Raw genomic sequence first — 19,579 nt, 5'->3', positions numbered from 1 at the left:
GATCACTTAGGATGTGTGCACTGCTCACATTAACCAGTGAATGTAAGCAGTGCACACATGAGGGAGCGTGACCTGTGCCACAAGCGAGTGCGTACCACCACGGCGACCTGCGCGCGGCCTGCCTGCGTGCCGCGCGGGAGCTGCTGGAGGAGGACGGCAGCGCCGCGCTGTCGATGCGGGCCGTCGCGCGGCGCGCGGGCGTCTCGGCGACGGCGCCCTACCGCCACTTCCCGGAGCGCGACGCGCTCGTCTCCGCCGTCGCCGCCGAGGGCTACCGTGAGCTCGCCGAACACCTGGCCGCGGCCCACCCCGCGCCCGCGACCCCGGACGACCTCGCGGCCGTCGCCGTCGCCTACGTACGCTTCGCGCTCGACCACCCGGCGCTGTTCCGGGCGATGTTCGCCGAGCCCTGCGACCCCGCCAGCGAGGAACGGGTCAGCGCCACCGAGGTCATCTCGGAGTACGTCCGCGACATCGTCCGCCGCGCCTTCCCCGGCGCCGACCCGGACACCCTCTGGACCCCGGTGTGGGCCCTCGTCCACGGCCTCGCGTTCCTCCACCTCGACGGCAAGCTCGACGCCTCCACCCCCGAGGCGGTCACCACCCAGGTCCGCACCGCCATCCTCGCCCTGCTCGCGGCCTCCCCGGCGCTCTGAGGGCGGGGAGACGGACCGCGGCGTCCGTCAGTCGCGGGAGTTGCCGAAGAGCAGCCGGAAGCCGATGAGCAGGACGAGGGAACCGCCGATCGCGGCGCCCCAGGTGGGCAGGTCGAAGAACTCCTTCTGGATGGGCCGGTCCAGGAAGTTGGACGATATCCAGCCGCCGAGGAACGCCCCCGCGACCCCGATGAGGGTGGTGCCCACCAGTCCGCCCGGGTCCCGTCCGGGCAGCAGCACCTTCGCGATGCCGCCTGCCAGCAGGCCGAGGATGATCCAGCTGACGATGCCCATGGCGTCCCGCCTCTCTCGCGTTGTTTCGACACCGGTGTAGACGCAAGGGAGGCGTACGAAGGTTCCCTCGCGGGCTGTCAGTCGTCAGCCGTCAGTCGTCAGCCGTCAGTCGGCGCAGAGGTGGTCCAGGGCCGACTGGCTCTCCTCGTCCGCTGCGCGGAAGATGACCAGGCGGTGGTCCGGGTCCTGGAGCGGCATCAGCACCTCGAAGTGGACGCCGAGCGTCCCGGCCTCCGGGTGCCGGATCAGCTTGTGCCCGCGGCCGTTGACCTTGATGTCCCGCTCGGCCCACAGGCGCGCGAACTCCTCGTCCTGGGCGAGGAATCCGGTGATGAGGTCCGTCAGCGCCTGGTCCTCCGGATGCGCGGCCCACGCGGCGCGCAGGTGGGCGATCCCTTCCCGAACGACGCGTTCCCGGTCGACGTAGAACTCGCGGACCTCCGGGTGCATCAGGCACAGCCACATCGAGTTGCGCTGCGCCGGGGGCAGGGTGCCGAAGTCCAGGAGCAGCCGCGTCATCTCGTGGTTCCAGGCCAGGATGTCGTAGCGGTGGTTCATCAGCATGGCCGGGAGCGGCGACAGGTCCGTGACCAGCCGGGCCAGCGGGGGCGCCGCCGCGGTGGCGGGCTTCTCTTCCTTACGGGGACGCTGCTGGGTCAGGTCGAAGAGATAGGCGCGCTCGGCGGGGGCCAGGCGCAGGGCCCGTGCCAGGGCCTCCAGCACGTCCGCCGAGGGCCGCAGGCCGCGCCCCTGCTCCAGCCGGACGACGTAGTCGACGCTGACCCCCGCCAGCTCGGCGACCTCCTCGCGGCGCAGGCCTGGGGTGCGGCGGTTCCGGCGGCGGGCGGGCAGGCCGAGGGCGCCCGGGTCGAGCCGCTCGCGCCGGGTCCGCAGGAACGCGGCCAGCTCGTGCGTGGTGTCCACGGTGGGGGAGACGGCGGGGGCTGTGGAGGTCGTCATGCCTGGTCCAACAATCAGGGTGGGACCGGCGTTCCCAGGATCCGCTTTCCCTTACCCCCTGTGCGCGGCTGTCACAGCCTTGATCCCGGCAACGGATCGCACGGATCACACGCATCACAAGCACAGGAGGACACGATGCCGCTCACCCTCGACACGTACCGGCTGCTGGGCCGCTCGGGACTGCGGGTCTCCCCGCTGGCACTGGGCGCGGCGACGTTCGGTACGGAATGGGGCTGGGGAGCCGAGAAGGACGAGGCACGCAAGCTGTTCGACCTCTACGTCGAGCGCGGCGGCAACTTCATCGACACCGCCAACACCTACACCGACGGCACCTCCGAGCGCATGCTCGGCGAGTTCACCCGCGACAACCGCGAGAGCCTGGTGCTGGCGACGAAGTACACGACGCTGCGCAGGCCCGGCGACCCGAACTCCGCGGGCAGCAGCCGCAAGAGCCTGTCCACCTCGGTGGAGGCGAGCCTGCGGCAGCTGAACACGGAGTACATCGACCTGCTCTACCTGCACGTCTGGGACTTCACGACGCCGGTCGAGGAGATCCTGCGCGCCATGGACGACCTGGTCCGGCAGGGCAAGATCCTCTACGTGGCGATCTGCGCGGCCCCCGCCTGGCAGGTGTCGCGCATGCAGACGCTCGCCGACCTGCGCGGCTGGTCGCCGCTGACCGCGCTGCAGATCGAGTACAACCTGATCGAGCGCGGCGGGGAGCGCGACCTGATCCCCATGGCGCGCGAGATGGGGCTGGGCGTGGTCCCGTACTCGCCCCTGGCGGGCGGGGTGCTCACCGGCAAGTACAGCCGCGAGGACCTGGTCGCGGCGAACGCCGACGCGGGCGACGGCACCCGCAAGAGCTTCAACCTCGCCGTCGGTCAGCTCACCGAGCGCAACCTCACCGTGGCCGACACCGTGAAGGAGGTCGCCACGGAGCTGCGCCGTACGCCCGCGCAGGTCGGACTGGCCTGGACGCTGCGCAACCCGGGCGTGACGGCACCGATCATCGGCGCCCGTACCCCCGCGCAGCTGGAGGACAACCTCGGCGCCCTGGACGTCGAGTTCACCCCCTCCCAGCTGGCCCGCCTCGACGAGGCGAGCGCGCCCTCGCTCGGCTTCCCGCACGACATGCTCGCCAGCGACCACATCCGCAACACGACCCGGGGCGACATGACGTTCGAACCGCGCCGGTGAGCTGACCGGCCGGGCTCCGCCGGGGAGCGCCTACTCGTCCGCGCTGCTGCTGCTGTTCTGCTGCGAGCGGGAGTTCCGGGGCGTGACGCTGCGGGTCACGTCGCTGCCGAGCCGCGTCACCCTGGCGACGCCGCGCGCCCAGCGCGGGGCGTCGCCCCGGGCCGTCCAGACGACGCAGACGCAGCCGCCGATGACGAGCAGCAGGACGACGGACAGCAGGAGCACGAGCATGGTCCACCCCGTTCGTGTGCGTGTGAGGGTCGGCGCCATGCTCGCAGACGGTTCAGCGGGACCAGAACGAGGCGGGCAGGGCCTCGACCTCGTCGGCGGCCCGGCGCAGGTCGGCGGCGATCGGGCCCGGCCGGGTGTAGCCGGGTTCGCCCGCGGCCGCCAGCCGGTCGACGACGTCGGCGTGCATACGGGCCCGGGCCGTCACCGCCGTGCCGAAGGCCGTACGGTCGCCCTCGTAGCCGTAGGAGTCGAGCAGCAGGTGCAGGCGTCGGGAACGGTCCTCGAACGCGGTGAACCCGGTCCGTTCCGCCAGGCCGCGGGCCTGCAGCGGCACCCAGGTCAGCGCCATGAACGCCAGGTCGACCTCGCGCGAGGAGGGCCCGGCGCTGTCCCAGTCGAAGAACCCGGCGAGCCCGTCCTCGCGCCACACCGCGTTCCACGGCGCCGCGTCGTGGTGGCCGACGACCAGGCCGGGCCGCCACGTCACCCCCGCGAGCCAGCGCGCGTCCGGCGGCGGCACGAAGGACTCCGTGGCGTCGTGCAGCCGCCGGGCCCACGTGCCCACGTCGGCCAGCGCCGCGTCCGAGTACACCCACGCGGGCCACGGCAGGTCCTCCCCGGCGCTCTCGCCCGCGAGATAGGTCAGGATCTCGCGGCCCTCGCCGTCCAGGCCCAGCACCCGGGGCGCGCCGGTGAAGCCCACGGACTCCAGATGGCGCAGCACCGCGTGCACGGTCGGCGTCCAGGGCTGTACGGGCCGGTGGACCGTGTCCCCGATCCGTACGGCCCCCACGGTCCTGCCGCCGGGCAGCCGCTCCTCGGTCATGAGCCGGTTGTACCGCGCGCGGGGCGTCCGCCCCTACGCGCGTACCGGCCAACCGCCGACGCGTGTACGGACCGGGTCGGTCAGCCGAGGATCCGCTCGACGCTCCGCAGCACGCGCTCGGCGACCCGGTCGACGCTGCCGTTCTGCATGCTGACCAGCGCGCCTTCGAGGACGAAGGTGATCTCGGCGGTGGCCTGTTCGGGGTCGGGCAGCCCGGCCGCCGCGCACATGGCGCCCAGCCTGCGGGCCTGTTCGGCCTTGTGCCGCTCGACGACCTGCCGGGCCGGGTGGGCGCGGTCGGGGAGTTCGGCCAGGGAGTTGATGAACGGGCAGCCCCGGTACGAGATCTCCGGCAGCCCCTCCGCGATGAAACGGGCCAGGCCCAGGATCTGCTGCCGGGGGCTGCCGGGGTGCTCGGCCTCCACGCGGTCGAAGGCGGCCCGGTAGTCCGCCGCGACGATCCGCAGCCACTCGGCGGCCAGTTCGTCCTTGGTCGCGAAGTGCCGGTAGATCGCCATCTTGGTGGTCCCGGCCCGGTCGGCGATCGCCTGGACGCCCACCCGCTGGATCCCCTCGTTCTGGAAGAGCTCTTCCGCGGCGTCGAGGACGCGCTCCCGGGGCGGCAGCTTCGCCACCCTGCTCGGCCTTCCGGCTGGTCTTCCCGTGGTCAGTGTCACGGCTGCTACGGTACCAGTCGGTTCCGCGTGATACCGATCGGTATCACGCGGGACCAGACGGTACCGTTCGTTCCCCGGGAGTGAGTGACAGTGAGAGTTTCCGAGTACGTGGGCTTCGACGCGGTCGGGCTCGCGGAGCTGGTGGCCAGGGGCGAGGTGACCCCCGCCGAGCTGGAGGAGGCCGCGCGCGCGGCCGTACGGGCCGTCGATCCGCGGGTCAACGCCGTCGTGGAGACCTGGCCCGCCGACGACGAGCCGGGCCCCGCCTCCGGGCCGCTGGGCGGGGTGCCGTTCCTGATCAAGGACATCGGCGTCGCCATGGCCGGGCGCCGCACGGAGCTGGGCAGCCGCCTCGCGGCGGGCCATGTCGCCGACGCCGACTCGTACGTGATGCGGCGCTTCCGCCGCGCCGGGCTCGTGACGTTCGGGCGTACGGCGACACCGGAGCTGGCCAACAGCATCACCACCGAGCCCGCGCCGCACGGCCCGACCCGCAACCCGTGGGACCCGGGGCTGAGCGCGGGCGGGTCCAGCGGGGGAGCGGCGGCGGCCGTCGCCGCCGGAGCGGTCCCGGTCGCGCACGCCACCGACGCCGCCGGTTCGCTGCGCATCCCCGCCGCGTACACCGGCCTCTTCGGGCTCAAGCCCACGCGCGGCCGGGTCTCGATGGGGCCCGGGGCCGACGAGGTCCTCAGCGGCCTCGCCGTGCAGGGCAGCGTGAGCCGTACCGTGCGCGACAGCGCCGTACTGCTCGACCGGATGCGCGGCCCGGAGCCGGGCGACCCCTACGCGGCGCCGCAGCCCTCGCGGCCGTACGCGGAGGAGGTCGGGCGCCGACCGGGGCCGCTGCGCGTCGGCGTCCTCGCGCAGGGGTGGGGCGGGCGCCGCACGGCCGCGCCGGTGGCCGAGGCGCTCGACCGCACCGTACGGCTGCTGACGTCGCTCGGGCACCGGGTGGAGGAGGTGGAGGCGGAGACGTCGGCTGGGCTCGGGGTCGGCTGGGAGGAGTTCGTCCTGGCCTGTGCCCGGCTCTCGACGGTGAATCTCACCGCCCTCATCGACGGACTGGCCGCCGCGACCGGCCGCCCCGTCGACACCTCGACCCTCGAACAGGAGACCCTCGCGGGCTACCGGTACGGACAGCGCGTCAGCGGCGCCGAGTTCGCCGCCGCGCTCGGGATGCGGAACCGGGTCGCGCGGAGCCTGGCACGGGACTTCGACTCGTACGACGTCCTGCTCACCCCGACCCTGCCCGAACTGCCGATGCGCCTGGGAGCGTATGCGGAGGGCGGGGAGGCGCTGGACGGGCTCGGCTGGATCGAACGCCTCACCGACCGCTCGCCGTTCACCCTCCCGTTCAACGTCGCGGGCACCCCCGCGATGTCCGTACCGGTGACGGCCGACCCCGCGACGGGGCTCCCGGTCGGCATGCAGTTCGCCGCCGGACACGGCCGCGAGGACCTCCTCTTCCGGCTCGCCGGGCAACTGGAGGAGGCGAGCCCGTGGTCGGGCCGTACGCCCGGGGTGTGGGCGGGGACGGCGGACGCCTGACGGGCGCTCTTCCTCGGCCGGGGGTCAGGTCTTCTGGCCGAGCATGCCGTGCTCGCGGAGCGCGATCCGGGCGAACTTCGTGAGCATCATGCCGTTGCGGACCGCCACGACGTAGTCCACGGGCAGCCCGTGCATCCGCGTGCCGGGGCCGCGCAGGGGGTGCCATTCGAGGATGAGGAGGGTGCAGTCGCCCCAGGGGATCAGGTTCATGGCGATACGGGCCGCGCCGAACGGGTCCGCCTTCGCCTCCAGCTCCAGGCGGTGCCGGGGCTCGCAGATACGGACGACGCAGGTGTCGTCGAACGTCAGCGGCCCCACGCCGACCCGTACGCGCAGCCGGGCGCCCACCTCGGGCCAGTGCGGGTCGGCGGCGAGCACGGACTGAGTGCCGGTCACCCACTCCCCGTACCGGTGACCGTCGGCCAGCAGGTCCCAGACCTCGGACGGCGGGCTCAGGATCAGGCGCCGGTTCCGTGCCACGCCGACCACGCTCCTTCTTTCTGCCTCCCCTGAGCAAACGTAACGACCCTCCCGTACGCCCGCACCTCGGCGAAGGAGCGGGGGATCACTCCCCTCGGGCCCGGCGCAGGTTCTCCTCGTCCACCTCGCGGATCCGGCGCTGCCACCGGCCGAGCACCGGTTGCAGCGCCGCACCGGCGACGGCGAGGGTGACCCCGTACACGACGGAATCCGCTCCCCACTCGCCGCGGACGAGGGACCAGACCACGGCCGCCGTCGTGCCGTACAGCAGCGAGAAGAGCAGCCGTCCCGCCCACAGCCTCATGTGCGGCACCCCCTGAGCGCCCCGTCCGCCGTGCCGTCCGCCGTGCGCCTTCACGTCGACGGGAAGATCGCGCTCACGTCGTCCGCGGTGACGAGCCGTCCGCGGGAGGGCGCGAGGAGCTTGCCCAGCCAGTCGTCTTCCTGGGGCAGGAGCGCCTCGATCCTCGTGCGGGCCGTACCGCGTGCTTCGGCGTCGTTGTCACCGCACAGCGCGTCGTACTGGCGGAGGCGATCGGCCAGCGCGTCGTAGAGCCTCACCGCCGCGCCGTGGTTGACCAGCACGATCCTGTCGTGAGCCGCTTCGGCGGCGTCGTGCTGGGGAGCCGTCGCCGGAGTGAGCAGGCAGCCGAGGACCCGGGTCTTCGCGGAGCGTCTCGTCGCGACCTCGATCTGTCCGAGCAACTGGTTCACGTCGCCGCGGCTGAGCGGATGAGGCTCACCCTCCGGGGCGGTCTTGACCTCCCAGACCCGGCGCTCGGCCCGTTTGCTCGTGGACCAGGTCCACCGGCAGTCCGTGGCGCTCTGCTCCTTCTTCGGCGGGCGTTCGCCACCGGCACCCACGAGGCGGGCCAGCATGATCAGCCCTTCGCACTGCTCATCGTGGCTGCCGACGAGCAGAGCGCGGCCCTGGGACAGCACACGGTCGAGCCGGGCACCGGCTTCACGCCGCCACTCGTCCCACGCGAGGAAGAACCGGTCGGTGTCGTCAGCGGTGTGCCCGGAGCCTTCGAGGTCGGCGATGTCGCGCGCCAGGCGGCGGAACCAGGCGGTCCGGGGGCCGCCCGCGATGGCGTCCTCCAACGCCCTGCGCGCGGCGGCCCGGTCCTCGGGCCGCCCTCGGTCGTAGCGGGCGTGGGCCTCCACGTAGCGCCAGAACGCCGCGTGCTCGGTCTCTCCGGCCTTGGTGAGCTGGGCTGCCGCCTCGCCCGCCTTCCGGGCCGCTCCCGCGTGGTCGCCCAGCCAGAGGTCGGTCGCCGCGAACACCTCGGCCTCGGCGCTGGAGACCGCACCGCTCCCGCCGGAGCCACGGCCGGGCCGGGCCTTGCGGCGCGGGCCCGTGGGGGAGGCGGCTTCCGCCTCCGCGGCGGCCGATTCTGGTTCCCAGAAGGCGGCGCAGGCCCGTAGCGCGCCTTCCCAGCCTTGTTCGTGGGTCTCCAGTGCGGCGCGGACGGTGGGTTCGGTGCCCGCGGGGATCGACCTGCGGACCGCCGGGTCGGCGAGCATCTGGGCGAAGCTCGGGTCCAGTCCGAGGTAGAGGGAGCGGTCGGTCCGTTCGCGGTTGGCGCGGCCCAGCGCCTGTGTGACCCGCTGGCCGACGCGGTGGCGCATGAAACCGGCGTCGCCGAGATACGCGACGACGAACCGCTCGAACTCGCTGCTGGCCTGCGGGACCGAGGTGATGACGACCAGCTTGCACAGGTCGCCCGCGAGGTCGAGCCCGTCGTAGCGGCCAGCGGTGATCAGGTGTCCGCTCGCGGCGCCGCTCCAGGTCTCGACCATCGCGTCGTCGCCGGAACGGAGACGGTAGACCTGCTCCCCGCGGTCGGTGAGGGTCTCCTCAAGGGTGTCGGCCTCCGCGTGGCCCGCGCACAGCCAGGCGGCCCGGCCACCGGCCGCGCGGGCCTGGGCGAGCGCCCAGCCGAGGACCTTCGGGTCGGAGGGGCTCTCGGCGCCGGGGTTGAGCACCAGCAGCCGCTCGCCCGTCTCGCCGGACGGCAGCGGCGCGGCGGTGGTCAGGCGGGTGACCGGTCCGCCGCCGATCCGGCGCTGCAGGTCGTCCATCGAGCCGAGGGTGGCCGACAGGTAGACGCGCTGTCTGGCCCGGCTGTACTGGCTGTTGAGGGCGGTCGGCGGGTGGTAGGGGCGGATCTCGATGCCGGAGGGGCCGATGAGGACGCCGCATTGGGTGAGGTGGTCGCGGACGGTGGGCCAGACGTACATCGCCTCGTCCTTGCGCTTGCGTTCCGTGACGAGGGGCGACGCCTCGATGGCGTCGCGCGCCGGGCCCGCGATCGCGTCCCAGTCCCGGAAGGAGAGCAGTTCGGGCGGCGTGCCGGGCTGGGCGGTGCCGTCGAGCATCGCGCGCAGACCGGGATACGCGTCCGTGTGCGCCACCACCAGTTCGCAGACCGCCTGGTAGAGCCGGCGAGCTGGACCGGGCTTGTCGGGGATGCGCAGGGTCTGCAAGCCGCTGAGGGGCTGCTCGGCGAGATGGGCGTCGTCGAAGATGACCAGATCGGCGGGCTTCGGGACGGGGTTGCTGTTGAAGTAGACCCAGTAGTTCATGACGCCGACGGACTGGGCCTGGTGGTAGTCGTCGAGTCCGGCGCCGCCGTACTGCCCCGCGGCGAAACGGACGATCTCCAGCCCCAGCGCTTCGGCCTCCTCCTCTACCCGCTCGGCGAGCTGCCGGGTGCCGGTCAGGTAGGCCACCGACCATCCGCGGGAGAGAGCGTGATCGGCGATCAGCAACGCCAGCAGCGTCTTGCCCTCGCCGGTGGGCATCTCGACGGCCAGATCCCTGGCGTCGAGGTGCTGCTCCGCATACGCCGCGAGCACCTGGCGCTGACCCGGCCGGAGCCGGGTGAATCTCGCCGAGTCGAAATCCGCGAGATTCTGCTCGAAGTCGGGTATCTCCGTGTACGCCACCGTTCGTTCGTCGCTCGTCACGCGAGAACCCTACGGCGCGGACGGCACCCGAAGCCCCGATTTCCCTCCGCCCGCCGGATCGTGGTTGCCCTCAACTGAGGGCTGGGCAGGGGCTGCCCCGCGCCCCTCTGGAGGTACGGGGCGCTCCTCGGAGCGCCCCGTCAGGGGCGCGGGGAACTGCGCGAGCAACCACCTACAACCCGCAGCCTGCGACAGACAGGTAGGGGCAGCCCCTGCCCAGTGGCCACAGCAAAGGGCAACCAAGGTTCGCCGGACACGCCTAGGAGCGGCGGCCGAGCAGGCGCTCGCCGAGGGGGCGCCGCGGGGGCCGTACGACGACGCCGCCGAAGGTCTTCTTGCCGGTCAGCCGCACCCGTAGCGTCACCGGCGCGTCGGGGTCGTCGTCCTCGCGCCGCTTGACCTTGCAGTGCTCCAGGGCCAGCGCGTCCGTGTCGACCACGACACCCGGGCCCGTGACGAGAGTCAGGGTCTTGCCGCGCATCGCCATGTCGATCACGAGCGTGTCCTGCGTGACGACCGCCCGCGTGAAGTCGAGCGTCACCTCACACCACTCGGTCACCAACTCCAGCCTCCGCGGCACCACCCAGCGCCCCGTGCGCTCCACCGGGGCGAACCGCTGCTCGACGCGGACCACGTCCTCGACCTCCGCCACGGTCGCGCCGGTGGAGACCGACACGGCGGGCAGGTCGGCGGTGAGAGGGGCCAGTTCGCCGACCGTACGGGCCGAGAGCGCGGCCTCGACGCGCTCCTCCAGCTCCTCCGTGGTCAGCCGGCCCTCGCCCGCCGCGATCCGCAACGCCTCCACCACCCGGTCCCGGTCCGCGTGAGAGGCCCGCAACACGGGCTCCTGCCCGGCACCGCTGGGCTTTCGGGCGGGTGAGGTGTCTCCCGGCATGCTGTCCGTTTCCATCCGTCCTGGCCCGTCCCGGCCCGTCCTGATCCGTACGTCGCGCGTCCTCACGGTATAGCGCCGTACGGAGCCCGGCCATACGGGCCCGGGGGCTAATCGCCCAGCGGGAGTGCCCGGAGTGACTCCGAGTCCGCTACGTACAGCGTGCGGGTGCGGCCCGTGCCGTGGGTGGTGAGGTGGGTGGCGTTGCGGCCGGGGCCCGAGGTGGGGAGGGTCCAGGCTGTCTTGTGGGTGCGGCGGTCGACCGCGATGACCGCCGCTTCGCCGTCCGCCGGGGGGAAGACGTACCGGCCCGCGAGCAACGGCGCCTGGCCCGGGGGCTGCTGGAGGAGTACGGAGGTCTGCCACCGCCAGCGCATCTTGCGGCGGTCGCGTTCGGTCACGAACATCTCGCGGCCGAGGATGACGACGTACACCGTCCTGTCGTGGACCGTCGCGCGCCCGTACAGGGGCTTGCCCGGCATGCCCTTGCCCGTCTCCTCCGGGTCGAGGCTCCAGACGGTGCGGCCGTCGCGGGGTTCCAGGACGAGGACGCCGCGGCCCGTCACGACCACCGTGCCGTCCGCGACCGTCACCGCGCGGTCGGTGTCCTTGAAGACCTTGTCCTTCTCCACGGCCTCCGTGCTGAGTTCCCGGCGCCAGGCCCGGGAGCCGTCGCGGGCCCGGTACGCGGTGACCGCGTCCGTCTCCAGGAGGACCAGCATGCCGGAGCCCGCCGCCGCGACCGCCGTGCCGTTCTCGCTCGGGGCGAGCCGTACGCGCCACCGGCGGCGCCGCGCGCGGAGGTCGTAGGCGACGAGGAAGCGGTCCAGCTTCTCGACGGGGTGCTTCCGGGCGCGTTCGCGGTGCGCGACCCAGTCGTGGCCGACGGCGTAGACGGTGTCGCCGTCCGCCGCGCACACGGCCTCGTTCATCCACGAGAAGTCGGCGCCGAGATCCTCCGTGTACCAGGTGCGGCCGTCCGCCGCCTCCACGACGGCCAGCCGTGTGACGGGGGAGGCCCCCGCCCGTACGACCCGTCCCGCGACGGCCAGGCCGCCCGCCGCCACCTCGCGGCGCCAGCGCAGCGTGCCGCGGCGCGGGTCCAGACCGAGGAGCGCGTCGTCGTCGCCGGACACCACGAGGGTGTCGCCGAGCACCGCGAAGGGGCCCGAGGCGGGGGAGAGTTTCGCCCGCCGCGTCCAGAGCGGCCGGGGCGCGCCGCCGGGCAGCTTGCCGCCTTTCCGGGCGGGCGTCGAGGGGCCGCCGGGGTGGCCCTCCGCCCCGGCGGGGCGCAGCAGCCAGGCGGCCCCCGCCGCGCCGCCGACCGCCAGCGCCGCCGCACCGGCCAGCGCGCGGCGTCGGGTGATACGACCCCCGCCGCCCGGTGAGGGGAGGGGTGCCGTGTCCTCGGCGGTGCGCCGTACGCCCAGCGTGCCCGCCCGCGCCGTGCCCGCCTGGAGGTCGGCCAGCACCGGTGCGGGGAGCCCGCCGCCGAACCAGGCGGCGCCGCCGAGCCGTTCCGCCAGCTCGGCGGGGGCGGGGCGGCGTCCGGGATCCCGGTCCAGGCAGGCGGCGACGAGGGGGCGCAGCGCCTCCGGCACCGCAGTCAGTTCGGGCTCCTCGTGCGTGAGCCGGTACAGCACCTCGCCGGACTCGCCCTCGCCGTACGGCGGGCGGCCGGTCGCCGTGTACGTCAGTACGGCGCCCAGCGCGAAGACGTCGCACGCCGGACCCACCTCGCCGGATGCGGATGCCGCGTGCCCGGTCTGCTCCGGCGCCATGTAGGCGGGCGTGCCCGGGTGCTGGCCCGTGCCGGTGAGGAGCGCGCCGTCCCCTTCGGCGAGCGCCGCCACCCCGACGTCGATCACCTGTGGTGCCGCGGGCGACAGCAGGATGTTCGACGGCTTCACGTCCCGGTGCACCAGCCCCGCGCCGTGCAGCGCCGCCAGCGCGGCGGCCAGGTGGCGGCCCAGGGTGCGTACCGCCTCCTCGGGCCACGGGCCGTGCGCGCGTACGGCCGCCGCCAGCGACGGGCCGAGCACATAGGCCGTCGCCAGCCAGGGGCGGGGCGGCCGCCCGGGGCCGGGGCCGGGGCCGTCCGGGCTCTCCTCGGTCCCCGCCGCCACGGCCTCGGGGAAGCAGGGGAGCGTGCCCAGCGCGCGTACCGCCTCCGTCTCCCGGCGGAACCGGGCGAGCGCCGACGGGTCCTCCGCCCCCGCCGGGTGGAGGGACTTGAGGGCGACGAGACGGCCGCCCGGCGTCCGCGCGAGGTACACGGTGCCGCTGCCCCCGGCGCCGAGGCGGCCCAGCAGCACGTGCCCGGCGATGGTTTCGGGGTCCCCGGCGAGCAGGGGGCCCGGCAGGTACGCCGTGGTCCGCCCCGTCTGATCCACGTTCTCGGTCATCTGGCTTTCGCTCTCCTCACGGGCGACGTCGCCTCAGCCGAGGCGCAGGGCGTAGACGGAACCGGAGGCGGCGAGGAGGGCGAGGCGCCCGGCCGCGAACGTGGAGCAGACCGTGGTCTCCTCGGCCGCCCGGAACCGCCACAGCGGAACGCCCGTACGCGGGTCCAGGGCCGTGACGCCCTCGCGGCCCCCCACGAGCAGGGGTCTGCCCCGCCACGCGGTGCTCGCCGCCGTGTCCGGCGCCCGCGTGTCCTTGCGGGCCGGGAACGTCCGGTCCCGCTCCAGGAGATGCCGCCACAGCTCGCGTCCGTCACGCGGATCGACCGCGTACACCGTCTGGTACGGGTCCGTCACCACCAGCGTGCGCCGCCTGCCGCGCAGCGCCCGCGTGCCCGCGATGTGCAGGGCCGCCGGGCCCGGGTGCTCCTTGTCGTCGCGCAGGTCCGTCGTCCAGCGGGGGCCCGCCGTCGAGGTGAAGGACGTGCCGTAGAGGCGGCCTTCGGCGGAGCAGAGGAGACGCCGGGACGCGGCGTCGGACCACGCGTTGGCGTCGGAGGAACGGAGCCGGTCCGCCGTCCAACGGTGGGTGTGCCGCCAGGTGCGGGTGCCGTCCGAGGACGACAGCCCGCTCAGCTCGATGCCCTCGTCCCCCTGCCCGACGCTCAGCAGGAGGCCGTCCTCGCCGAGCGGCCCGAAGCCGACGTTGGTCCGCCGGGGCGCGGAGAAGGTGTGCTCCCAGCGGACGGCCGCGCGGCGCGTGTCGTACGCGAACACCCGCACCTTGAGGCCGGAGGGCGTCGGCGTCGAGCGGCCCTGGGAGAGGTCGTCCGCCATCAGGTGGACGACGTCGGAACCTCGCTCCACGCCCACGAGCTCCAGTTCGCCCCACCCGGTGGGCAGTTCGACGCGGCGTTCCCACAGCTGCCGACCGGTCCCCGCCGACAGGCCGAGCAGGCGCCCCCGCCGTACGGCGACGAGCGTCCCCTCCGAGAGCGGACGCAGGCCGCCCGTCTGGATGCCGGTGTCGTCCCGCCGCCACACCCGGCTGCCGTCGGAGAGCCGCAGCGCGGTGACGTACGGGGGCTCGACGAGGTACACGCGGTCGGCGTCCACGTCCGTGAGCACCTGGTCCTGGCGGTGCGGGGTGCCGGGCGCCGGGCCGTCGTACCGCCACAGGGCCGGGGGAGCGGTGCCGCGCGGCACGCGGTGCCCGGCGGCCCCGTCCCGGCCCCGGTCCCCGTCGCGGTCGCGGGACCCGGTGAGCGCCGCCGTGCCGCCGCGTCCTCCGACCCACGCGGCGACGCCGCCCGCACCGGCCAGCACGCCGACGGCGCCCGCGAGGAGGGTGCGCCGGGCGGGCGTACGGGGGCCTGGGGCGGCGGTGTCGAGGGGGAACGTGTCCGGCTCCGATACCGGTTCCGGCTCCCGCTCCGGCGGTGGGTCGTCCTGCTCCAGGGCGAGGGCCCGTTCGGTCTGCTGGGCGAGCGCGCCGACGAGGCGCGCGGGCAGGGCTACGGGCGTGGACGCCTCGGCGGGGGCGTCGGCGGGGGCCCCGTCCAGCGGTCCGGACGCCAACTGGCCCAGCACCCGGGCGAGATCGGCGCGGTCCCCCTCGCACGTGCCGCCGCGTTCGGGGCGCGGCCGGGTGAGGCAGGGGCCGTCGCCGCGCAGCAGTACGCCGTCGTCGGCGAGCGCGCCGTGCGCCGTACCGGTGGCGTGCAGCCGGGCGAGCGCCGCGTCCAGTACGGCGCCGAGGGCGCGTACGGTCCGCGCGGGCAGCCCGCCGTACATCAGCGCGCCCGCCTCGGCGCAGGTGAGCGCGGGCACGTACGGGCTGACCAGCCAGCCTTCGTCCGCGCCCCGTACGGTGTCGAGCACCAGCGGCACACCCGGCCCGGCCGCGCGGCGCAGCGCTTCGGCGGACTCGGTGAGGGCGAGGGTGCCGTCGTCGCCCTCGACGCGGGTCAGTTCGGCCAGGGCCCCGGTGCGCGGGTCGCGCGCCAGGAAGCGCTGTTCGCCGCCCGCCGAGGTCAGGGGGCCGAGCACCCGGTAGCGCGCGACGGTGTCGGGTCCGCCGTCGCCCTGTGCAGCGCCGCGGTCTTTCCCTGTCCCCGGTTCTGTCCCCGTTCTCACGGACCACACCCCCTGTGTCCTGTGTCCCTCGTCCGTCACAGCACCGGCATCGCGCGCAGCGCCCCTCGCCGCCGTACGAAGACCCGCCCCGCGGCCCCCGCCAGGTGCCAGCCCGCGACCGGCCGGTCGTCGGAGAGGGTCCAGGCGTGCGAGCCGTCGCGGATGTCCACCGTGGCGACGCCCGCGTCGGAGACCCGGGTGTCGTCCGCCCCGAGGGGCACCGCGCCCAGCGCCTCGTAGAGCGCGTGGCCGAGGACGACGGCGGGCAGTTGGGGGAGGGCGCTGTGCCGCAGTTCGGCGGTCCACCGCTGGCGTCCGGACCCCGCGTCCCAGCAGGTGAGCTGGTCGCCGCCGGAGACGTACAGGCGCCCCGCCGCGACCGTGGGCGCACCCCACAGCACGTCCTGCGCGGGCCGGGTCCACCGTGCGGAGCCGTCGCGCGCGTCGAGCACGGCGAGTTCGCGGCCGCCCACGCAGAACGCCCCGCCGGATCCGCCGGGTCCGCCCGACCCGCCGGGCCCCTCGGCCAACGCGGCGGGCGCGAGCGCGCCCGCGCCGGGGTGGCCCGCGCGGCGGGCGTCCGAGGGCTGCCACAGCCGTCGCCGCCAGCGGGCCTTCCCGGTCTCCGCGTTCAGCGCGACGGCCTCGCCCTCCGCGCCGACGACGAGGAGGCTGCCGCCCGCGAGCGCCGCCGCCACCCGCCCCTTTCCCCCGACGGGTCCGGTGGCGCGCCAGCGCGGGGCGCCGTCGGACAGCCGGAGGGCGCGGACGCGGCGTTCGCCGTCGAGGACGTACGCGCGTGCCGACCCCACCGCGAGCACCTCGCGCGCGTCCGCCTCCCGGGTGCTCCAACTCCGCTCGCCCGTCCGCGCGTCGAGCGCCGTGATCCGGCCCCCGCCGGTCACGCAGAGCAACGGTCCGCCGGGCGGGGCGGCGCCGAGGAGGGCCGGGGGAACGGCTCCGCGTGCACTGTCGGAGCCGTTGGCGTTCGGGCCGTCGCCGTCCGGCCAGTGCCAGAGCCAGGCCCGTTTCCCGGTGTGCTGCCACCAGGCGGCGAGTCCGCGCCCGGTCGCCGCGGCGACCACGCGGCCCGCGACGACGGGCCCGGGGCCGTCCGCGCGGAGGCCGTCGGCCTGCCAGAGCGGGGCGGGTGCCGCGCCGTCCGCCTTCCGGCGCACCGGCCCGGCCACCGGTACGCCCGCGGCGGACGTCTCCGTACCTCCGCCGCCGCCCTCGCCACCCCCGCCGCTCAGCCGCCAGGCTCCCCACCCGGCGCCCGCCAGCGCGGCGACGGCCCCCGCCGCACCGGCCACCGCGAGCACCTGGCGCCGCGACGCCCCGGTGCCGGACGGCGGTCCCTCGGGCGGCAACGGCCCTGCGTCAGCCAGCAGTTCGGCGGCCTCGCTCTCCCGCCGTGCGATCTCCGCGGCCAGTACGCCCGTACGCCAGGGCGGCGACGCCCCAGCCCCACCCCCGTCCGCCAACGCCTCGACGAGCCCGCCGGGACGCGGCCGTACCGCCGGATCGTGGGAGAGGCACGCGCGGACGAGCTCCACCAACGGCGCCGGAACTCCGTCCAGTTCGGGCTCCTCGTAGACGACCCGGTAGTGGACGGACGCCGGGTGGCCCGAGCCGTACAGCGGGCGTCCCGTGGCGGCGAACGCGAGGACGGCGCCCAGCGCGAAGACGTCGCCCGCCGGGCCGGTGCGGTGGCCCCGTACCTGTTCGGGCGGGGCGTAGCCGGGCGTCGCGGCGACGCTGCCGGGCGCGGTGAGCGTCAGCCCGTACTCGGGCCGGGCGATGCCGAAGTCGATGATGCGGGGACCGTCGCGGGTGACCACGATGTTGCCCGGCTTGAGGTCGCGGTGGACGAGCCCCGCCGCGTGGATGGTCGTCAGGCCGGTGGCGAGCGCCGCGCCGAGCGCGCGCAGCGCGGGCTCGGCGAACGGCCCCGCCGTACGGAGGGCGCCGTGCAGCGTGGGCCCCGCGAGGTACTCGGCGGCGATCCACGGCGTGGCACCGTCGAGCTCGTGCGCCAGTACGGCCGCTACGCCGGGCCCCCGTACGGCCGACGCGGTGTCCGCCTCCCGCCGGAAGCGGCGCAGCATCTCCGGGTCCCCTGCGAGCCCGGGGCGCAGCACCTTCACGGCCGCGGCCCGCCCCCACGGGTCCCGGCCGAGATGGACGGCCCCCATGCCGCCCTCTCCCAGCGTGCCGACGATCAGATACGGGCCGATCCGCCCGGGCCCGACAGCCTGCCGCGATACGTCCGGCACACCCGGCACACCCGACACCGCGTCATCCCCCAGGACGGGCCGTCCCCGCCGGGCCCGCTCCCCGCCGTACGCATCCCCCGCATGCGTTCCCCCTCATCCGCTCGCCCCCCCCGGGCGGTGCGCGGCCCTCCTCACTCCCCCATGAGGAGGCACGCGCACCGCTGGAGCCATGGTCGCCGCCTTCACGCGCCATCTCCAGGAGTTTCGGCGCTGCCCGAAACACCGTGCCCACAGGCGGCGGACATGGTGGAGCCCCCAGCCCCTCCCCCTACGGTTACGGCTACGGCTACCGCTTCAGCATCGTGTCGATGACCGCGTCGAGGTAGCGGTCGCGCGCGGCGCCGGCGGGCAGCGATCGCGGGACGGAGTGGCCCAGTTGGGCGTGGCCGAGGAAGGCGGAGTACGAGAGCAGTCCGCGGCGCTCCGCCTCGGTCCCGGAGAAGCCCAGTTCCCGGAAGAGGCCGGTGACATAGCCGATGCGGCGCTCGGTCACCCGGCCGAGGACGGCGGCGACGGCGGGGTGCGCCGCGTTCGCCAGGAGGGACAGCTCCAGGGGGTCCTCGGCGGCCGCGTCGGTCGCCCGGAGCAGCAGTGAGCGGAGCCGCTTCTCCGGGTCTGGCTCGGCCTCCAGGGAGTCGATCACCGCCTCGGTGTCGAGCCGCTCCCAGCGCTCCAGCGCGGCCTGGATCAGGGTGTCGCGGTTGGCGAAGTGCCAGTAGAAGCTGCCCTTCGTGGCTCCCAGGCGGGTGGCCAGCGCCTCGACGGAGACGGCCGCGAGCCCGCCGCCCTCGCCCATGGCCGTCAGGGCCGCGGCGGCCCAGTCCTGCGCGGTCAGCCGCCGACGCGTGCCGGGGGAGCGGTGGGGGGTGGGGGAGGAGCCTCGTGCCATGACCATACGGTACCGTATGGAAAACATACGCACCCGTATGGAGGTCTTCCATGGGTTCCCTCAAGGGGCAGGTCCGTGACGTCCACACCCGCGTGGTCCGGGCTCCGCTCGACACCGTCGCGGCCCTGCTCGACCGCATCGGCGGGGAGGACGATCCGCTCTTCCCCACGCCGGTGTGGCCCCCGATGCGCTTCGACCGGCCGCTGGGTGTGGGCGCCGACGGCGGGCACGGCTTCGTCCGTTACCGCGTGAGCGCCTACGAGCCGGGCCGCCGCATCCGCTTCGACTTCACGGACGGTTCGGGCGGGTTCCACGAGATCCGGATACGCGCGCTCGACGCCGAGCGCTGCCACGTGGAGCACGCACTGGAGCAGCGGTTCGGCGCGGGCGAGCGGCTGCTCTGGGAGGCGGTGATCAAGGCGGTGCACGGCGCGGTCGTCGAGGAGATGCTCGACAACGTCGAACGGGCGGCCACCGGCGCCGTCTCCGGCGCCCCCTTCCAACGGCCGTTGCGGGTACGGCTGTTCAATCGGCTGACCTGGCCCCGCGCCCGCGCCGTCGACCTCCCCGCCGAGGCGCGGCTCGCCCGCGCGGCCTTCCCCCGCACCGACTTCCAGGACGCCTGGCAGCTGGAGATCCAGCCGGGCATGCCCGAGCGGCCGGAGGCGTGGCAGGGGGTGCTGCGCGGCGCGTTCCCCGTCCTCGGCCGGGACCACGAGGACCGGGAGATCCTGCTCGGCAAGGACGCCCGGCATCTCGACTTCCGCGCCTCGGTCCTCGTCGCCGACGGCCGCGTCACCCTCGGCACGGTCGTCCGTACGCACCACGCGGGCGGACGGCTCTACTTCGCGCTCGTGCGGCGCGTCCACCCCCTCATGGTCCGGCTCATGCTGCGCCGTACGCACCGCCGCCTCGCGCTCGCCGCGCCGAGCGCGGGGGAGCGGGAATGGAACCGGGTCCGGTAAGGGAGAGAGGCGGGCGGCGCGCGTATTCCAGGATGCCCGGTCGCGCATTAGCACACGGCTTCCTTTTCCTGTTTCTGCATTGCGTAAAACCGAAGTAATTCGGGAAGCCCTCGTTCCCTCTCCCCGTCAGTCTCAATTTTCGCGGGCCATGCGGCATTTCGCCCCGTTCGT

17 protein-coding genes are annotated in these 19,579 nt (G+C 74.7%); 4 read left to right on the top strand and 13 right to left on the bottom strand.

Annotation, left to right across the window (positions count from 1 at the left end):
- Positions 1-74 precede the first annotated feature (74 nt).
- Positions 75-656: a TetR/AcrR family transcriptional regulator gene (locus tag ACGF3A_RS34370; RefSeq protein ID WP_393734368.1), complete on the top strand. Its 582-nt coding sequence runs from the start codon at positions 75-77 to the stop codon at positions 654-656.
- A gap of 27 nt (positions 657-683) precedes the next feature.
- On the opposite strand, the gene ACGF3A_RS34365 is transcribed toward ACGF3A_RS34370, so the two are convergent.
- Complete coding sequence (locus ACGF3A_RS34365; protein WP_393734367.1) at positions 684-950, bottom strand: GlsB/YeaQ/YmgE family stress response membrane protein; 267 nt, start codon at positions 948-950, stop codon at positions 684-686.
- Positions 951-1,055: 105 nt separating this feature from the next.
- Positions 1,056-1,910, bottom strand: coding sequence for a helix-turn-helix transcriptional regulator (locus ACGF3A_RS34360; RefSeq protein WP_393734366.1), 855 nt, complete (start codon positions 1,908-1,910; stop codon positions 1,056-1,058).
- Positions 1,911-2,045: 135 nt separating this feature from the next.
- Between ACGF3A_RS34360 and ACGF3A_RS34355 the strand changes: the two genes are divergently transcribed.
- Positions 2,046-3,110, top strand: a complete 1,065-nt coding sequence (locus tag ACGF3A_RS34355; protein WP_393734365.1) for an aldo/keto reductase — start codon at positions 2,046-2,048, stop codon at positions 3,108-3,110.
- A 30-nt stretch (positions 3,111-3,140) separates the two neighbouring features.
- On the opposite strand, the gene ACGF3A_RS34350 is transcribed toward ACGF3A_RS34355, so the two are convergent.
- From ACGF3A_RS34350 to ACGF3A_RS34340, 3 genes are all read right to left on the bottom strand, one after another.
- Complete coding sequence (locus ACGF3A_RS34350; protein ID WP_393734364.1) at positions 3,141-3,341, bottom strand: hypothetical protein; 201 nt, start codon at positions 3,339-3,341, stop codon at positions 3,141-3,143.
- 52 nt (positions 3,342-3,393) lie between these two features.
- Entirely contained in the window at positions 3,394-4,167 is a 774-nt protein-coding gene (locus ACGF3A_RS34345) for a phosphotransferase (protein ID WP_393734363.1), read from the bottom strand.
- A gap of 80 nt (positions 4,168-4,247) precedes the next feature.
- Positions 4,248-4,838: a TetR/AcrR family transcriptional regulator gene (locus ACGF3A_RS34340; protein WP_393734663.1), complete on the bottom strand. Its 591-nt coding sequence runs from the start codon at positions 4,836-4,838 to the stop codon at positions 4,248-4,250.
- Positions 4,839-4,934: 96 nt separating this feature from the next.
- Between ACGF3A_RS34340 and ACGF3A_RS34335 the strand changes: the two genes are divergently transcribed.
- Positions 4,935-6,395 carry an amidase gene (locus tag ACGF3A_RS34335; RefSeq protein WP_393734361.1) on the top strand — a complete coding sequence of 487 codons (1,461 nt, stop codon included), beginning with the start codon at positions 4,935-4,937 and terminating at the stop codon, positions 6,393-6,395.
- 24 nt (positions 6,396-6,419) lie between these two features.
- Here the strand turns inward: ACGF3A_RS34335 and ACGF3A_RS34330 are convergent, their stop codons facing one another.
- From ACGF3A_RS34330 to ACGF3A_RS34295, 8 genes are all read right to left on the bottom strand, one after another.
- Entirely contained in the window at positions 6,420-6,875 is a 456-nt protein-coding gene (locus tag ACGF3A_RS34330) for an SRPBCC family protein (protein WP_393734360.1), read from the bottom strand.
- Between the two features lie 85 nt (positions 6,876-6,960).
- Positions 6,961-7,179: a hypothetical protein gene (locus ACGF3A_RS34325; protein WP_393734359.1), complete on the bottom strand. Its 219-nt coding sequence runs from the start codon at positions 7,177-7,179 to the stop codon at positions 6,961-6,963.
- Positions 7,180-7,229: 50 nt separating this feature from the next.
- Entirely contained in the window at positions 7,230-9,848 is a 2,619-nt protein-coding gene (locus tag ACGF3A_RS34320) for a DEAD/DEAH box helicase (protein ID WP_393734358.1), read from the bottom strand.
- 259 nt (positions 9,849-10,107) lie between these two features.
- Positions 10,108-10,689, bottom strand: a complete 582-nt coding sequence (locus ACGF3A_RS34315; RefSeq protein ID WP_393734357.1) for a DUF1707 domain-containing protein — start codon at positions 10,687-10,689, stop codon at positions 10,108-10,110.
- A 161-nt stretch (positions 10,690-10,850) separates the two neighbouring features.
- Positions 10,851-13,145: a PQQ-binding-like beta-propeller repeat protein gene (locus ACGF3A_RS34310; protein WP_393734356.1), complete on the bottom strand. Its 2,295-nt coding sequence runs from the start codon at positions 13,143-13,145 to the stop codon at positions 10,851-10,853.
- Between the two features lie 33 nt (positions 13,146-13,178).
- Positions 13,179-15,278: a PQQ-binding-like beta-propeller repeat protein gene (locus ACGF3A_RS34305; RefSeq protein ID WP_393734355.1), complete on the bottom strand. Its 2,100-nt coding sequence runs from the start codon at positions 15,276-15,278 to the stop codon at positions 13,179-13,181.
- 35 nt (positions 15,279-15,313) lie between these two features.
- A complete protein-coding gene (locus tag ACGF3A_RS34300; RefSeq protein WP_393734354.1) occupies positions 15,314-17,554 on the bottom strand; it encodes a serine/threonine-protein kinase in 2,241 nt (746 codons plus the stop codon).
- Between the two features lie 286 nt (positions 17,555-17,840).
- A complete protein-coding gene (locus tag ACGF3A_RS34295) occupies positions 17,841-18,449 on the bottom strand; it encodes a TetR/AcrR family transcriptional regulator (RefSeq protein ID WP_393734353.1) in 609 nt (202 codons plus the stop codon).
- A 44-nt stretch (positions 18,450-18,493) separates the two neighbouring features.
- On the opposite strand from ACGF3A_RS34295, the gene ACGF3A_RS34290 reads away from it, so the two are divergent.
- Positions 18,494-19,408: a DUF2867 domain-containing protein gene (locus ACGF3A_RS34290; protein ID WP_393734352.1), complete on the top strand. Its 915-nt coding sequence runs from the start codon at positions 18,494-18,496 to the stop codon at positions 19,406-19,408.
- Positions 19,409-19,579 lie beyond the last annotated feature (171 nt).

The organism is Streptomyces sp. NPDC048172 (assembly GCF_043202595.1).
GTDB lineage: Bacteria > Actinomycetota > Actinomycetes > Streptomycetales > Streptomycetaceae > Streptomyces.
Note: the sequence above shows the minus strand (reverse complement) of the source record. Positions and strands in the feature narration are given on the sequence as shown.

Bases quoted from the DNA above. Each gene is read 5' to 3' on its own strand.
- ACGF3A_RS34365 (WP_393734367.1), bottom strand. From the start codon at position 950: ATGGGCATCGTCAGCTGGATCATCCTCGGCCTGCTGGCAGGCGGCATC.
- ACGF3A_RS34360 (WP_393734366.1), bottom strand. From the start codon at position 1,910: ATGACGACCTCCACAGCCCCCGCCGTCTCCCCCACCGTGGACACCACG.
- ACGF3A_RS34355 (WP_393734365.1), top strand. From the start codon at position 2,046: ATGCCGCTCACCCTCGACACGTACCGGCTGCTGGGCCGCTCGGGACTG.
- ACGF3A_RS34350 (WP_393734364.1), bottom strand. From the start codon at position 3,341: ATGCTCGTGCTCCTGCTGTCCGTCGTCCTGCTGCTCGTCATCGGCGGC.
- ACGF3A_RS34345 (WP_393734363.1), bottom strand. From the start codon at position 4,167: ATGACCGAGGAGCGGCTGCCCGGCGGCAGGACCGTGGGGGCCGTACGG.
- ACGF3A_RS34325 (WP_393734359.1), bottom strand. From the start codon at position 7,179: ATGAGGCTGTGGGCGGGACGGCTGCTCTTCTCGCTGCTGTACGGCACG.
- ACGF3A_RS34310 (WP_393734356.1), bottom strand. From the start codon at position 13,145: ATGACCGAGAACGTGGATCAGACGGGGCGGACCACGGCGTACCTGCCG.
- ACGF3A_RS34295 (WP_393734353.1), bottom strand. From the start codon at position 18,449: ATGGTCATGGCACGAGGCTCCTCCCCCACCCCCCACCGCTCCCCCGGC.
- ACGF3A_RS34290 (WP_393734352.1), top strand. From the start codon at position 18,494: ATGGGTTCCCTCAAGGGGCAGGTCCGTGACGTCCACACCCGCGTGGTC.